The sequence below is a fragment of the Kiritimatiellia bacterium genome (genome assembly GCA_018001225.1).
GTDB lineage: Bacteria > Verrucomicrobiota > Kiritimatiellia > CAIQIC01 > JAGNIJ01 > JAGNIJ01.
On record JAGNIJ010000013.1, the window covers coordinates 70,478 to 86,460 of the forward strand.

At 69.0% G+C, this 15,983-nt stretch carries 8 protein-coding genes; 3 read left to right on the plus strand and 5 right to left on the minus strand.

Annotated features, from left to right (window positions below):
- Nucleotides 1–10 precede the first annotated feature (10 nt).
- A complete protein-coding gene (locus KA248_06425; GenBank protein MBP7829536.1) occupies nt 11–1,129 on the plus strand; it encodes an FIST C-terminal domain-containing protein in 1,119 nt (372 codons plus the stop codon).
- Nucleotides 1,122–3,188 carry a response regulator gene (locus KA248_06430; protein ID MBP7829537.1) on the plus strand — a complete coding sequence of 689 codons (2,067 nt, stop codon included), beginning with the start codon at nt 1,122–1,124 and terminating at the stop codon, nt 3,186–3,188. Before KA248_06425 ends, KA248_06430 begins: the two co-directional genes overlap by 8 nt.
- Nucleotides 3,189–3,216: 28 nt before the next feature.
- Here the strand turns inward: KA248_06430 and KA248_06435 are convergent, their stop codons facing one another.
- The 5 genes from KA248_06435 to purD form a co-directional block, all read right to left on the minus strand.
- The gene (locus KA248_06435; protein ID MBP7829538.1) at nt 3,217–5,181 is read right to left on the minus strand and encodes a tetratricopeptide repeat protein; all 1,965 of its coding nucleotides are present in this window, start codon (nt 5,179–5,181) and stop codon (nt 3,217–3,219) included.
- A gap of 145 nt (nt 5,182–5,326) precedes the next feature.
- Nucleotides 5,327–7,528 (minus strand): ribose 5-phosphate isomerase B, encoded by a 2,202-nt coding sequence (rpiB, locus tag KA248_06440; GenBank protein ID MBP7829539.1) that lies wholly within the window; start codon nt 7,526–7,528, stop codon nt 5,327–5,329.
- A 28-nt stretch (nt 7,529–7,556) separates the two neighbouring features.
- The gene (locus KA248_06445; GenBank protein MBP7829540.1) at nt 7,557–8,861 is read right to left on the minus strand and encodes a PDZ domain-containing protein; all 1,305 of its coding nucleotides are present in this window, start codon (nt 8,859–8,861) and stop codon (nt 7,557–7,559) included.
- Nucleotides 8,858–9,376 (minus strand): 5-(carboxyamino)imidazole ribonucleotide mutase, encoded by a 519-nt coding sequence (gene purE / locus KA248_06450; GenBank protein MBP7829541.1) that lies wholly within the window; start codon nt 9,374–9,376, stop codon nt 8,858–8,860. Before purE ends, KA248_06445 begins: the two co-directional genes overlap by 4 nt.
- Nucleotides 9,373–10,644: a phosphoribosylamine--glycine ligase gene (gene purD, locus KA248_06455; GenBank protein MBP7829542.1), complete on the minus strand. Its 1,272-nt coding sequence runs from the start codon at nt 10,642–10,644 to the stop codon at nt 9,373–9,375. The genes purE and purD overlap by 4 nt, the downstream gene beginning before the upstream one ends.
- A gap of 181 nt (nt 10,645–10,825) precedes the next feature.
- On the opposite strand from purD, the gene KA248_06460 reads away from it, so the two are divergent.
- Nucleotides 10,826–15,787: a hypothetical protein gene (locus tag KA248_06460; protein ID MBP7829543.1), complete on the plus strand. Its 4,962-nt coding sequence runs from the start codon at nt 10,826–10,828 to the stop codon at nt 15,785–15,787.
- Nucleotides 15,788–15,983: the final 196 nt, after the last annotated feature.

The window sequence follows — 15,983 nt, forward strand, 5'->3', positions numbered from 1 at the left end:
AGGATAAGCCATGTTTCTTTCCCGTGCCAGCGTTCCGGAAATCCTTTCCGCGGCCGCGACGCTGAAGCCGTCGGCGAACGACGCGCTCATGGTCCTGCTGGCCGAGCAAGACGCCCCGGACCTGGAGGCGGTCCGGGCCGCGTTGGCGGACCAGGGATACGTTTTTTTCGGCGGCCTGTTCCCGGCCGTCCTTGCGCATGGACGGGCCCATCCCAAGGGCGCCATCCTCGCCGCGCTGCCCGTTCTTGGATCCCCGCTGGTCTTCACGGGCCTGGACCGGGCGGACACCCCGACGCCCGAACTGGAACGCGTGCCCGAGGGTTCGCCCACGGCCATTATCCTGGCGGACGGGCAGACGCCCGGCATCTCCGAGTTCCTGGCCGGCATCTTCGGACAGATGGGGCCCTCGGCCCGATGCCTCGGCGGCGGCGCGGGGAACTCCGCCCTGGCTCGAAAGCCCTGCCTCTTCACGGCCGGCGGCGTGCTCCAAGACGCGGCGATCCTGGCCTTTGTGCGGTGCTCGGGCTCCCTCGGCGTTCAGCACGGCCTGACCCGGGTGGCCGGCCCGATCGCGGCCACCCGCACCGGTCCGGGCGGCATCGAGGAATTGAACTGGCGGCCGGCCTGTGGGGTCTCCCGGGGGATCCTGGAAAAGGATTCCGGCCTGAAAATCGCGAAGGACCATTTCTACAAGAACGGGCATTCGTGGGCCTATCCTTTCGGGCTGGTCCGCGAAGGCGCGGAGGATGTCGTACGCGAACCGCTGGCGGTGACGGAGGACGGCGGGATCCGCTGCGGCGGCGGCGTACCGGAGAACGCGGTGCTGCACGTCATGAAAGGCCAGGCGCGCGATCTCATCGCCGCGGCCCGCCAGGCCGCGCACCGCGCCGCCGCGGGCGTCCGCGGCCGGCCGCGCTACGCCATGGTCTGCGACTGCATCTCGCGCCAGTTCTTCCTGCGCAACCAGCTCGCCGACGAACTCGAGGCCGTGGCCAGCGAGATTCACCGGGAGGGCTTCCTCCTCGAGCCGGAAGGCATGCTGACCCTGGGCGAAATCGCCTCGGCCGGCGAAAGCGTTCTCGACTTCTTCAACAAAACCATCGTCGTGGGGATCCTCTCCGATGCCTGAAACGCATCCCGCCGATATCACGGGGACGATCTCCCTCCTCTACGAACTGGCGCTGTCCGCCGGACAGTCGCTGGATCTCGAGGCCAACTGCGACCGCTTCCTGCGGACCCTGCTCGCCCGCAAGAACCTGGCCTTCGGCGCGATATGGCTGAAGGCCGATGTCCTGGCCGGGCCGCGCGAGGCGGGCCGCCCTACGGGCGAATACCGCCTGGCCCATGCCAACCCGCGCTTCCGCGTGCGGGAGACCACCCTGGCGGCGGACCACCCGCTGATCCGCCGGCTGGCCGCGGAACCTTTCTTCTCCGCCGCGGCCGGCGAGGCGGGATTCGAAAGCCTGGCGACCGAAAAGGGGATCGCCGGCGGCGTCTTTGCCGTGTACGCCCTGGGGTCCGTGGGTTTTTTGAAGGTCTACTCGCTGACGCGGAAGACCGCCTTTCCGCGGGTCGAGCTGAACACCTTGAGCCAGGTGCTCGCCAAGTTCGCCGTCTCGCTGGAGGGCTGCCTCGCGCACCGCCGGCTCGCGCACGAGATCGAGGAGCGCGACCGCGCGGAGAACGAGCGGCGGCGCCTGGCCATGGTCGTGGAGCAAATGGAGGACTGCGTCATCATCACGGACGCCGCCGGCGTGTTCCGCTACGTGAACCCGGCGTTCGAGCGGGTGACCGGCTACTCGGCCGGCGAGGTCGCCGGGCTGACGCCGCGAATCCTGAAGAGCGGCCGGCATCCCCCCGCCTTCTACGAGACGCTGTGGAGCACCATCCGCGCCGGCCGGCCCTGGCACGACCGGGTGATCAACCGCCTCAAGAACGGCGACCTGGCCACCTTCGACGCGATCATTGTCCCCACGCGCGAGGACCAGGGTGGGCCCGCCGGCTTCGTGGCGGTCCTGCGCGACGTCACCCGGCTGATCGAGATCGAGCAGCAATACGCTGAAGCCCAGAAGATGGAATCCATCGGGCGGCTGGCGGGCGGCATGGCGCACGATTTCAACAACACCCTGACGGCCATCCTGGGGTTCGGATCGCTGCTCCTTGAAACCTCGGGCGAGGACGACCCTGACCGCCACGCCCTGGAGCAGATCGTGCTGGCCGGGGAGCGGGCCGCCAACCTCACGCGCCAGCTTCTGACGTTCAGCCGGCCGCCCATGGCGGAACTGCGCGTGCTCGATCTCAACGCCCTCGTGCTCAACGCCTGCCACCTGCTGCGGCGCTCGCTCGGCGAGGACGTGGAACTGGTCACCCTGCTGGACGAGCACTCCGGCAGCGTCCGCGCGGACGCCAGCCTGATCAACCAGGTCGTCACCAATCTCTCGCTCAATGCCCGCGACGCCATGCCCCGGGGCGGACGCCTGACGATCCGGACCGTGCCGGCCGAACTCGACACGGCGTTCTGCTCGGATCACCCGGGCGTCTCGCCCGGCCGCCATGTCCTATTGAGCGTACACGACACGGGCACCGGAATGACCGAGGATATCCGCCGCCGCGCCTTCGAGCCCTTCTTCACCACCAAGGGCACCGGCAAGGGCACGGGCCTCGGGCTCTCCGTGGTCTATGGGATCGTCCGGCGGCTGGGCGGCTGCATCGAGCTGGACAGCCGGCCGGAAGCCGGCACCGAGGTCCGCCTCTGGCTGCCGCGCACCGAGACCCGGGGCGACACACTGCCCGTCGAACTGGAAGAGAAGCTGGTCGGCGGAAGCGAAACGATCCTCGTGGTCGAGGACGAGGCCATGGTGCGCGACCTGGCCACCCGCCTGCTGCGGTCGCTGGGCTACAGCCTGCTGGAGGCCGGCAGCGGCGAGGAGGCCCTCTCCCTCCTGGATCACTACCGGGACCGGCTCGACCTTGTGCTTACGGACGTGGTGATGCCGCAGATGAACGGCGTCGACCTGATGCTCCGCCTGCGGCAGGTGCGGCCGGGGCTGAAGGTGGTCTACATGTCCGGGTTCGCGGACGACGCCTTCGCCGAGCGCGGCCTGGACCTCGACCCGCGGCGGCTGATCCGCAAACCGTTCACCAAGGAAACTCTCGCGCGCACGCTCCGCAAGGTGCTCGACGAGTAGTCCGACGGCGGGTAACCGGAACCGCCGCTCACGGGGCCGGCAGGCGGGCTTCCAATTCGGGTTTCAGCCGGACGGCTTCGGCGAAATGGGCCCCGGCCTCCTCCGGGCGGCCCGTCCGCTGCAGCGCCATGGCGTAGTTGAAGTGCGCCTCCGCGAAAGCCGGGTCGAGCCGCAGGACCTCTTCATACTGCGGCAAGGATTCCTCCCAGCGGCCCTCGCGGACCAGTACGTTGGCGAGATTGTTCCGGGCCTGGGCATGCCCCGGGCGAAGGGAGAGGGCCCGCTGATACATGTCCCGGGCCGCCGCCAGGTCGCCCCGCGCGGCCTGCAGCATCCCGTAGCTGTTGCAGGCGTCGGGATTCCCGGACTCCGCGCGCAGCGCCTCCCGGTAGTGACGCTCCGCCGATACCGGGTCGCCGCGCGCGGCCAGCAGCAGCCCGAGATTGACATGGGCGGAGGCCAGATCCGGCTGATGCCGGAGCGCCTCACGGTACGCCGCGATGGCTTCTTCAGCCCGACCCAGGGCCGCCAGGAGATGCGCCTTGTTGAACAGGCTTTTCACGTGACGCGGATCGAGTTCGAGCGCCCGATCGTAGCGGGCGAGGGCCTCCTCGGCGCGGCCCTGCTTCGCCAGGACATTCGCCAGGTTGAAGTGCGTGCGGTTGTTGCGCGGGTTGAGGCTCACGGCCTTCCTCAAGCATGCCTCCGCCTCGGCCTGCCGGCCCTGGGCCGATAACTCGCAGCCCAAGTTGTCGTGCGCCATCCAGCTCGAGGGGTTCTTCGCGATCGTGTCCCGCCACAGCGTCTCGATGTCGCGGTAAGCATGGGCCTGGCGCCACGTAAGCGCGGCGAGCAGGAGCACCGGGAGCGACGAGAGGGCGCGGCGGCTCCCGGCGGGCCCTCGGGCCGCCGCGCCGGCGAGCCCGGCGCCCGCCAGCGCCAGCAGGCCGACGCACGCGAGGTATTGGTAATGGTCGGCCGCGAAGGAATACTGAAAAGTGTACAGCGGGATGAAGCCGAGCAACGGGGACAGGCACGCGACGAAAAACAGGACCGCCAGCGCCGGGCCGCGGACGCCCCGGCGCCAAAGCGCTCCGAGGCCGGCGGCCAGAACCAGCAGGCCGAGAAGCCAGCCGTATTGCAGGGGATCGGCCGCGTTGATTGCCCAGCGAGGGTAGCTGAACGCCAGGTTCGCCGCCCAGAAAAGCTTCCCGGCATAGAACCAGAGCGCGCGGCCGGCGATGAGCGCGCCGTCCAGGAACGGGAAACGGACCTCCGCGTCCTTGCTGCCCTGGAGATGCTGCTCCCACCACACGGTGAAAAGGCCCATCGCCACGCCGATCAGCAGGAGCGCGGCCACCTGGAGGACGAGGGGGCGGTCCAGCTTCCGGCCTTTCCGCCAGGCGGCGATAACCAGCGCCGCCGGCAGCGTGCAGGCGGTGGTCTTCGCGAACAGGGCCAGCAGGAAGAATCCCGTCACGCCCGCCAGCCAGAAGCCGCGGCGACGCGCCGGGGCCTCCAGCGACCGGATCCAAGCCCAGAGCGCGGCCAGGTAGAACAACGTGGACAGCAGGTTCTTCTGCTCCGTGATCCAGGCGACGCTTTCCACCTGGACCGGGTGGAACGCGAAGAGCGCCGCCGCGAACCAGGCCCCGGGCACGGAGAGCAGACCGAGCACCACGCCAACCAGCAGCGCGTTGATCCAGTGCAGCGCGACACTGACAAGATGGTAGCCCAGCGTGTTCAGCCCCCACGCGGCATGCTCTGCCCGCATCAGCGTGTAGGTGAGCGGGAAATACTGCGAGGGCGAGTCCATGGAGAACCAGATCCGCCGGAGCCCGTCGGGCGCGGTGAGCAGCTCGTTGCCCGTCACGTAGACGTCGTCATCCCAGAGAAACCCGCCGCGGAGGGACGGCCCGTAGGCCAGCAGAAGCAGGCCCAGCATCAGGAAGGCCCCCAGGCCCCTGGCTATCCGGTCTCGACTCGTCCGCATGGGCAACTCAAGCCCTCCGGGTGGCCGTCGCGTTCCGCCGCCGCCGCGGCCCGTGCGCGGAGCGCGCGGGCCCCCAACCTCCCGCCCCTGCCGGACAAGCCGGCAGGGGGCGATTTCTGTGTCCACGTATTTCCAGGACAGGACACTACGGCACGGGAAAACGGGCGGTCAGCGCCACGACTTCGGCGCGGACCGCGTCCACGGTCTTCGCGTCCTCCGGCGCGGCAAGGACCCGGCGGATGAATTCCGAAATCTTCTCCATCTCGGGCTCCTTCATGCCGCGCGTGGTCACCGCCGGCGTGCCGATCCGGATGCCGGAGGTGACGAAGGGGCTCTGCTTGTCGAAGGGGATGGCGTTCTTGTTGACCGTGATGCAGGCCTTGTCGAGCGCGGTCGCGGCGTCCTTGCCGGTCACGCCGGCGGGCGTCAGGTCCACGAGCATCATGTGGTTGTCCGTGCCGCCGGAGACGATGCGCAGCCCGCGCTGCTCGAGGGCGGCGGCCAGGACCTGGGCGTTGCGGACGATCTGCTGCTGGTAGGTCTTGAAGGCGGGCTGGAGCGCCTCGTGGAAGCAGACCGCCTTGGCCGCGATCACGTGCATCAGCGGCCCGCCCTGCGTGCCGGGGAAGATCTGCCGGTCGATGTCCTGTGCGTATTTATCGCGGCACAGGATCATGCCGCCGCGCGGGCCGCGCAGGGTCTTGTGCGTGGTCGTGGTGACGAAGTCGCTGAACGGGACCGGGTTGGGGTGGCAGCCCGCGGCGACCAGGCCGGCGATGTGGGCCATGTCCACCATCAGGAACGCCCCGGCGGCGTCGGCGATCTCGCGCAGGCGCTTGAAGTCGATGATCCGCGAGTAGGCGCTCGCGCCGGCGCAGATCATCTTCGGCTTGTGCTCCTTCGCCAGCGCGGCGACCTCGTCGTAGTTGATCCGCTCGGTCTGCGGGTCCACGCCGTAGTGCACCACGCGGAAGAAGCGCCCGGAGAAATTGACCTTGTGCCCGTGGGTCAGGTGCCCGCCGCACGCGAGGCTCATGGCCAGCATCGTGTCGCCGGGCTGGAGCATGGCGAAGTAGACGGCCATGTTCGCCCCGCTGCCGCTGTGGGGCTGGACGTTCGCGTGCTCGGCGCCGAAGAGCTGCTTCGCGCGGTCGATCGCCAGGCGCTCGGCCTCGTCCACGAACTCGCAGCCGTTATACCACCGCTTGCCGGGATAGCCCTCGGCGTACTTGTTCGTCATCACCGAGCCCTGCGCCGCGCGGACGGCCGGGCTGACGTAATTTTCCGAGGCAATGAGCTCCAGGTTCTCGCGCTGCCGCCGGGCCTCCTTGCGCAGCGCGGCGTAGAGCTCCGGGTCCACCGCGTTCACCGCCACGGGATCGGACTGGAGCGCCTCGATCGCCGCCATCTTCCTCACGCGCCGCTCGTGCCGGCCGCCGTCCTCGAACCCGGCGGACAGCCACGCGTCCAGCATCGGCGCCGCGTCGGCGGGCTTCAGGAGGCTGCCGCCGAGGGCCAGGATGTTGGCGTTGTTGTGGACGCGCGCCAGGCGCGCCATCGCGGGGGTGAAGCACAGGGCCGCCCGCACCCCTGGGAACTTGTTGGCCGTGATGCTCATGCCCACGCCGGTCGCGCAGACCAGGATGCCCTGGTCCGCGGCGCCCTCGGACACCCGCCGCGCGACGGCGGCGGCGTAGTCGGGATAATCCACGGACTCCGCGCTCGCCGCGCCGACGTCCTCCACCTGGATATTCCGCTCCGCCAGGAGTTTCCTCAGGGCCTCCTTCAACTCGAAGCCCGCGTGATCCGAACCGATCGCTATCTTCATGCCCGCTCCCCCGGGGGCCGGCGCCGACGGCCGCACACCCCGCTGTTCGACCAGGTACAGAACCAAATCCGAAATCGCGCTGTCAATCTGCTCGCTGACCCGCTGGTACACCGCCACGGGCGAACCGATCGGGTCCGGGATGTCCCGCGCCCCGCCCCCCGCCCCGAACGAGGTCAGCCTCCGCACCTGGCCCGCCGCCTCCGGGAACGCGCGCTCCACGACCTGTCCGTGGGCCTCCGTCATCACCACGATCAGCGTCGCCGAGCGCGCGAGTTCCGCCGTCAGCCTCCGGCTCCGGAACGGCTTCAAGTCGAGGCCGCGCCGGGCCAGCACCTCGACGGCCTCCGCGCTCGCCGGCATCCCGTCCATCGCCGCCACGCCGGCGGACCCGACCGCCACGCCCGACGCGGTTCCAAGCCGGGCGCGCAGCAGGACCTCCGCCATCGGGCTCCGGCAGATGTTGCCGGTGCAAACGAACAAGATGTTTTCTGTTGGTTTTACACTCAATCTTCCTCGCATCACGGACGGGCGCCGGCAAGCGGCGCCCCTACGGCGGCTCCTGAACCGGGGGCTGGCCACGAACATTCAGGGCCTTCAGGGCCAGGAGGATGTCGGCGGCGCGGCGCAGCACCGGGTCGCCCCGCACGCGCTCGCGCAGCCGGCGATGCTCCTTCTCCTCCTCCAGCAAACGCGCGCCGCGGTTGGCCGGCTCCGGCTCGTACTCCTCGCCCGCGGCGCCGTCCACCGTCACGTCGGGCTCGATCGGCTTCCGTCCGTCGAGCACCTGCCCGTCCGCCATCACCAGCCGCCGCGTCGCGAGGTACAGGTGCCCGCCGCCCGGGCAGGGCACGACCTCGCGCACGGCGGGATCGCCGAGCGTGGGGTAGCCGATCAGCATCGCCCCGCGCAGGCTGTAGGCAAAAATCGCCGCGAGCGCTTCCGAGGCGCCCCCCGTCTCCCCGTCCGTCAGCACCATGACCGGGGCGTCCAGCGCGGCCCCGCCCGGCGCGCGGAACACCTCGATATCCTGGTCCCGGGCGTCGCGCAGCGTGAACAGCAGGGCGCCCTCCGGGGCGAACAGGCGCGCCGCGTCCGCGGCGGCCGCGAGGTTGGTGCCCCCCGCGCCCCGCAGGTCCACGATAATGCCGCCGTAGTTGGTTCCGTCCCACCCGCGCAGGGCGGGGATGATTTCCCTGGAGGCCCCTTCATAGAGGCCATTCAGCCGCAGGTAGCCGATCCCGCCGGGCAAATCCTCGGCGGCCGCCACGGACGGTTGCCGGAGCCGGGCCGTCGCGAGTTCCACCGACTGGGTTTCCGCGCCGCGCAGGAACTGGACCCGGATCCGGGCGTCGGCCGGACCCCGCAGCAGCGAACGCACTTCCCAATCCTTGAGACCGGCCACCGCGCCGCCGTCGATGAACTCCAGCCGGTCCCCCGGCTTGAGCCCCGCCGCCTCGGCGGGCGAGCCGGCCACGACGTCGGTCACCTTGGGCATGCCGTCCGCCGAACGGATCCGCGCGCCCGTTTCGTACAGGTAGCCTTCGAGCCGGTCCAGCAGGGCGGCGCGTTCGTCCTCGCCCAGCCAGCGGCCGCCGGGATCGGCGCTTTTCACCATGGCGGACACGGCCGCGCGGCGCGCGGCTTCGGCGTCGAGTGTCAGGCCGTAGGATTCCAGCAGGGCCGCGAGCTGCTCCACCGCGGGCACGGCCTCGCGTTTGAGGGAAACCGGCGGGGCGTTCGTCCCCGCGGCGGGTGCGGATTCCGGCGGCAAGGCGTTCGTGACCGGCTCCTCGGCGGCCGGCAGCCGGGCGGCCAGGCCCAAGAAAGTTAGAAGAAGAATGAGCTTCATCATTTCGTTTTCTCCGCGGCCGCCTTCAGCCGGAGGTGGGCGGCGGCGACTTTTTTCTTCAGCGCCCGCTTGTGCTCTTCCAGCTTTCGCCGCAGGTCCGGGCGGCCCAGCGCCAGGATCTGTACCGCCAGCAGGGCCGCGTTGACCGCGCCGGCCTTGTCGAGGGCAACCGTGGCCACGGGCACGCCGGCCGGCATCTGGACCGTCGCCAGCAGCGCGTCCAGCCCGTCCAGCGCACCGCCCCGCAGCGGGATGCCGATCACCGGCAGCGTGGACTGCGCGGCTAAGGCGCCGGCCAGATGGGCCGCGGCGCCCGCGGCGGCGACCAGGACCTTGAGTCCGCGCCTCGCCGCCGTCCGGGCGAACTCTGCCGCCTCGTCCGGCGTCCGGTGCGCGGAGAGCACGCGGGCCTCGCATGCGACACCGAACTCGCGCAGCGTTTTCACGGCATGCTCCACCACGGGCCAGTCCGAATCGCTGCCCATCAGCACGGCCACTTCGGTTTTTGCTTTTTTCATCGAGCCAGCCCCCGCGCGCCAATATCGCGGCGATAGTGGGCCCGGTCAAACCGGATCAGGTCCGCGGCCCCGTAAGCCTGGTCCCGGGCCGCGCGCAGGTCCGCGCCCAGCGCCGTCACCCCGAGCACCCGGCCGCCGGCCGTCACCACCCGGCCGCCGGACCACCGGGTGCCGGCATGGAATACCACAACCCCCTCGCGCGCGGAAGCCTCTTCCAGCCCGGAAATCGGGAGGTCCGCGTCATACGGCCCCGGGTATCCGCCCGCCGCCATGACCACGCACACGCAGGACTCCGGCGTCCAATCCAGTTTGATCCGATCCAGGTTCCCGTCGGCGCAGGCCATGAGCGCCGGCAGGATATCGCCCTGCCAGCGCGGCAGGATGGCCTGGGTCTCCGGGTCGCCAAACCGGCAGTTGAATTCCAGCACCTTAGGCCCCGTCGACGCCAGCATGAGGCCGGCGTAAAGCACTCCGCGATAAATAATTCCGCGCCGGGAAAGCTCGCTAATCGTCCGCTCGAAAACATCGGACCGGACGGCCTGCCACTGGGCCGGGGTCAGCACGGGCGCGGGTGAGTAGGCGCCCATGCCGCCGGTGTTCGGGCCCGCATCTCCGTCCCCCACCCGCTTATGATCCTGGGCGGAGGCCAGAAGTTCGATGTGGCGGCCGTCGGTGAGGGCGAGGACGGAGACCTCTTCGCCCTCGAGCCGCTCCTCGATCAGCACCTCGCGGCCCGCCTCGCCGAACGAGCGGTTGACCAGGGCGTCCTCAACGGCTTTTTCGGCCTCGGCGGGCGTGTCGCAGACGGCTACGCCCTTGCCGGCGGCGAGGCCGTCAGCCTTGACCACGACCCGGCCGGGCTGACCGTGTATATAGGAGAGGGCCGCGCCCGCATCGGTGAACCGCGCGGCGCGGGCGGTGGGGACGCCGGCTTTTTCCATGATTTCCTTGGCGAAGGCCTTGCTGCCTTCCAGCCGGGCGGCGGCGCGGCCGGGTCCGAAGACCCGGAGCCCGGCGGCCTGCAGGCGGTCCGCGAGCCCGGCGCAAAGCGAGGCTTCCGGGCCGATCACCGTCAGGTCGGGGCGGGTTTCGCGGGCCCAGGCCGTGAGGCTGTCGAGGTCGGAGGCCGGGATCATCAGGTTTTCGGCGAGGCGGGAGGTGCCGGCGTTGCCGGGGGCGCAGAAGAGTTCCGGGCGGCAGGAATCCCGCGAGATTTTCCACGCCAGCGCGTGTTCCCGTCCGCCGCCGCCCACGATGAGGATGCGCATGCCCGCCATACGGCCCCGGGACCATACAGGAGGGGCTCGCCGCAGGCCAGCCTGAATTCCTGTCCGCGGGCCGGGGGCGGCCCGCCTCCAAGGGCCCTGCTCTTGAGGATGGACAAGCGGCGGGGTACTTGTTACTTAAACGCCTAATGACGTTGGGACTTTCCGGCGAAAGGAATACTACATGAAGACCCTCCGCTTCCTGTCCTTGTGGGCGCTGTGCGCGATGCTTCCGGGCCTGGCCTTCGGCGAGGCGTACCGTGGGGCGATGAACAGCTGGGGCACGAACTGGATGACCCAGGACACGAGCTTCGGCAACATCTGGAAGGTCACCGTGACGGCGTCGGTCACCAGCGCGACCTCGACGTACAAGTTCGACCGCACGGGCAACTGGAGCACGAACTGGGGGGCGGGCGTCTCGTACACGCAGGCCGTCAAGAACGCCAACGTCGGGCAGTGCCGCATCAATCCCGACAACGGCAACATGACCAACTCCGAGGTCACCGGCCGCAGCTACTCGTTCAACCTCGAGGGCGAGGGGCACTGGTGGTACCGGCCGTTCGTGGTGATGGAGACCGACTCCACGCCGGTCACGCCGCTCGCGGCGACGGACAACCACGTCCAGGACCCGGGGACCAACCCGGTGACGGTGAGCATCAAGCTTTCGGCGGCCTTGAGCACGCAGGAGACCGTCTGGGTGCGGTACGCGACGAACTCCAGCTTTGCCAACGCGCGCCTCACGGCGGCGACGGGCAGCTCGACCAACTACACGGCGACGATCCCCGGCGGGCACAATCCCGGCGCGCGGGTCTGGTACTACGTCCTGACCTCGACGATGACGTCCACCAACACGATCCTTAACACGCCCGACCTGTGCACGCTGCGCGGGCTGAAGAGCGGCAGCACGAACTTCACGTACCGGCCGGGCGGCGGCCTGTGCTGGCACCACCCGACCAACGCCGAGCCCGCCGGCGCGACGATGCGCAACCCGACGAACGGCGCGCTGGCCTCGGCCGCGGTGTTTTTCTACACCGGCAATTTCTGGACCAACGGCTGGGCGATGGGCGACCAGACGGGCGCGACGCTGTACCACCGCCTGAAGGGGCCCGGCGGCGCGTGGACCGCGACCAACGCCTGGTACGACTCCGAGTCCGGCAACAACAAGTACTGGCAGATGCGGATCCCGAGCGGGACGTACGCCACGACCAACGAGGTGGAGTACTACATCCGCGTCGCGTACAACGACTATGACACGACGTACCTCGGCCGGCTGACGGACACCGCCTCGCGCACCTTCCTGGTCGAGGCCAACGCGCAGGCCGCGCCGTTCAGCTTCCGGTACGGGACGGGCACGAACCTGGGCAACTGCTGGCACCTCCCGGCCAACGCCGAGCCGCCGACCACGACCATGCGGTTCCCCGACAACCCGTACTCGAACAACGCCGTCTACGTGTACAACGGCAACCAGTTCCAGGGCTCCGGCAACGCGGCGGACCAGAGCGGCGGCACGCTCTACCACCGGCTCGCGGGCAGCGGCGGGGGCTGGACGGCGACGAACCTCTCGTACGACAGCCAGCAGGAGAACAACAAGTACTGGGTCTCCACGATCCCGGCCGGCGCGTACAAGGCGACGAACGAGGTGGAGTACTACGTCAAGGTCACGTACACCGACCGCGACACGACGTACATCGGCACCACCAACTCCGGCGCCGGCAGCCTGACCTACTACGCCGAGGCGTCGGCGCAGGCCAACCCGTTCCGCTACACCTACGGCGGCGAGCCGGGCAGCGAGGCGGGCTACATCTGGCACAACTCCAACCGGGTGAACGTCGCCTCCGGCTCGGTCCAGTTCTGGACCAAGATCGGGTACGCGCAGGGCACGGGCAGCAACCGCTGGGTGGACCACGTCTGCCTGTACTACACGACCAACGGCTCGGCCGTCGGCGTGTCCGGCAAGGGCACGGGCGATGTGAACACGCTGGTGCAATACCTGGCGTTCGACCACACCGAAGAGGATTCGTCCGAGAACGGCAACGCGATGTGGTGGGCGGGCACGGCGAGCGGCCTGCCGACGAACGGCACCATCCGCTACAAGATCGGCGCCTGGAACGGCGCCGGCGTCCATCGCTTCGCGGAATACAACACGGAGGGCGAGGACGACAAGGAGTTCGCCTTTTCCCTGTTCGTGGACGGCGCCGACGGCCTGACGGTCAACGGGGTCAACGCCGATTACACCACGACGAAGTTCTTCGTGAACGAGCGCGCGGGCGAGACGAACACCGTCACGGTGAGCTATGTCGTGCCCGGCAGCGACCCGATCGAGAAGGTAGAGGTCTTCTCCAACCTCGACCGGCGCGACTGGGCGGACGTGGACTACAACACCGACGGCATCCCGGACGGCATCAACCCGCCGCTGGGCGACACGATCACCACCAACGACGCCGGCGCCTACTTCCGCGCGTATGCCATGAACCACCTCGGCGGGCGGACGTACCAGTGGGACGGCACGGCGAGCAAGTGCGGCGCGTACCGGCTGACGGCGCGGTACAAGCTCGTCGGCGACTCGAACTGGTACTGGTACTCGAGCGACGGGCGCCGCGACCACGCGATCGTGGTCTCGCCGAAGAAGGCGCTGGGCATGACGCTCTACGAGGTCAACCCGCTGACCGTGAAGGCGACGAGCAACGACAAGGGCGGGCGCAGCACGTTCGACGACCTCCTCGACGGCAACCCGGACAGCTTCACGAATTTCAACCTGGGCTACCTGAACAAGATCCAGGTCAACTGCCTGTGGTTCCAGCCGATCCACCCGAGCGCCGTGACGACCAAGGGCGACCCGAGCGGGTACGACCCCGGCAGCCCGTACGCCACGCGCGACTACTTCTCCGTGGCCTCGATCATGGGCGACGCGGACACCGAGGCCGACGCGATGACCGAGTTCACGAACTTCGTCCAGCGCTGCGACAGCAACGCGACGAGCGTCGGCACCATCAACATCATGCTCGACGGCGTGTTCAACCACACCGCGTGGGACGCCGTGATGGGCCAGGGCGGCGTGGACCTGGGCTATGCCACCTCGGCGACGCAGAAGGTGGGCCACGTGCGGCCGGGCTGGTACGCCTACTGGCAGGACTACGGCCTGCCGGCGACGTTCTACAACACGGAGTACGACAACGACATCGCCACCGCGCCCGACCGAGGGGACTTCGGCAAGTGGGACGACGTGGCGGAGCTGTACTTCGGCAAGTACTCCTGTCTCGTCCGCCACAACCCGGACAACAACGGCGACTACACCAACGAGGGCGACACCTACGACTTCGCCGGGATGGGCGCGGACACGATCGCGCTCTGGAAGTACTTCGGCTACTACACCGAGTTCTGGCTGAAGAAGACCGGCCACCCTACGAACAACAACAACTCCGCCTCCGACGACCTCGGCATCGACGCGCTGCGGTGCGACTTCGGGCAGGGCCTGCCGCCCCAGCTCTGGGAATACATCATCAACCGCACGCGCAAGATGAAGTGGAATTTCGTGTTCATGGCCGAAACGCTCGACGGCGGCAGCCCGGGCTACCGGTCGAACCGCCACTTCGACATCCTGAACGAGAACCTGGTCTTCCGGTTCACCCAGGAGCACATCAACTACGCCAGCTCCCTGCGCCAGGCGCTCGAGGACCGGCGCAATTCGTACAGCAGCGGCACGGTCCTGCTGAACCTGACCGGCCACGACGAGGTCATGCCGGACAACGACCCGTGGCTCGTGGCCAGCCGGTACGGGTCCGTCTCCATGGTGGACGGCCTGCCCATGATCTTCTACGGGCAGGAGTGGGGCATCGGCCTGTTCAACGCCTCCGACCCGGACAACAAGAACGACGGGTTCCTGAACTGGCACGAGCTGAACTTCGGCAAGTACATCCCGCACTTCAAGCAGTGGAACAAGCTGACCGTGTGGCAGCAGCCGCCGGACAACTCCGACGGGCTGGCGCAGTGGTACGGCCGGGTCAACTGGGCGCGGCTGAACTCCCCCGCCCTGCGCAGCCACAACCGCTACTTCCTCAACAAGGTCGGCGGCGGCGAGGAAGGCACCATCATGGCCGCGGCGAAATACCAGACCGCGTACGCGTCGCCGCAGACCAGCGATGTGGTGCTGGCGTTCTCGATCTTCTTCCGCCACGGCGAGGCGCACTTCTCCACGGCGGCCTCGTTCGACCTGACAGGCTGCTGGAGCCTGCTGGGCCTGGACACCGGGAAGACCTACCGCGTGCGCAACCTGGCCTCGAGCGACGCCTCGGCGTACATCACAAACGGCTGGCCGAAGACCGGCGCGGACCTGTACAACAACGGCATCTACGTCGCGCTCGGCGGCGGCACGGTCAATTCGATCACGGACGACGGCGAGATCGTCCAGTACCTGAAGATCGAGGAGTACACCCCGACGAACCGCGCGCCGGTGATCAACCTGCCCGGCCCGCACACGCTGCCGGTCGGCTCGAGCACGAGCTTCGTGGTCAGCGCGACGGACGCCGACGGCCACGCCGTGACGCTGACGAACCCGACGGCGCCGGCGGGCTCGTCCTGGGACGGGACGAACTTCTCGTGGACGGCGCTGCCAAGCTCGTACGCGGACACGAGCAACAGCCTGGTCTTCATCGCCAACGACCAGCAGCCGACGAACGGCATCGTGACCAACAGGACGTACATCCTCGTGCCGTACGATTCCGACAGCGACAGCCTGCCGGACGGCTGGGAGTGGGATTCCTTCGCCACGCTGACCAACCCGCCGACGGGCGACTGGGACGGGGACGGCGCGCCCAACGCGGACGAGTACGCCGCGAACACGCAGCCGACGAACGTCAGCTCGGTGTTCGCCATCCGTTCCGTCACGGTCCCCGGAGCGGGCACCAACTATCACATCGCCGTCAACACGGCGCCGGACCGGCACTACACGATCTACTTCAGGAACAACCTCACGAACGGAACGGCCTGGTCGGGCTTCGGGGACACGAACCTGGGCGTGGGCACGTGGCTGGAAACCAGCCCGACGGGCGGCGTCCGCACGTTCATAGACGACCAGACGACGGCCACGTCGAGCAACCCGCCGCCGGACGGGCGCCGGTTCTACCGGTTCCGGGTGCGGCAGCCGTGAACGTTGGAATTTCGCGGGCATCGTAGGGGCGCCGCTCGCCGGCGCCCGCGCGCGGGGTTCGCATCGGCGTGTCGCGGTGCGATCAAAGTTTCCGGCTGTGCGGTCAAAGTTTCCGTTTTGAGGGGGGGGTACTGGCGGGCCAGAGCAGTTCATGGTTAGATGAGAGGGTGTGAAGCAGGATAGGGCTCTGCGGGAG

Coding starts and splice junctions, on each gene's coding strand:
- KA248_06425 (MBP7829536.1), top strand. CDS start 11: ATGTTTCTTTCCCGTGCCAGCGTTCCGGAAATCCTTTCCGCGGCCGCG.
- KA248_06430 (MBP7829537.1), top strand. CDS start 1,122: ATGCCTGAAACGCATCCCGCCGATATCACGGGGACGATCTCCCTCCTC.
- KA248_06435 (MBP7829538.1), bottom strand. CDS start 5,181: ATGCGGACGAGTCGAGACCGGATAGCCAGGGGCCTGGGGGCCTTCCTG.
- rpiB (MBP7829539.1), bottom strand. CDS start 7,528: ATGCGAGGAAGATTGAGTGTAAAACCAACAGAAAACATCTTGTTCGTT.
- KA248_06445 (MBP7829540.1), bottom strand. CDS start 8,861: ATGATGAAGCTCATTCTTCTTCTAACTTTCTTGGGCCTGGCCGCCCGG.
- purE (MBP7829541.1), bottom strand. CDS start 9,376: ATGAAAAAAGCAAAAACCGAAGTGGCCGTGCTGATGGGCAGCGATTCG.
- purD (MBP7829542.1), bottom strand. CDS start 10,644: ATGCGCATCCTCATCGTGGGCGGCGGCGGACGGGAACACGCGCTGGCG.
- KA248_06460 (MBP7829543.1), top strand. CDS start 10,826: ATGAAGACCCTCCGCTTCCTGTCCTTGTGGGCGCTGTGCGCGATGCTT.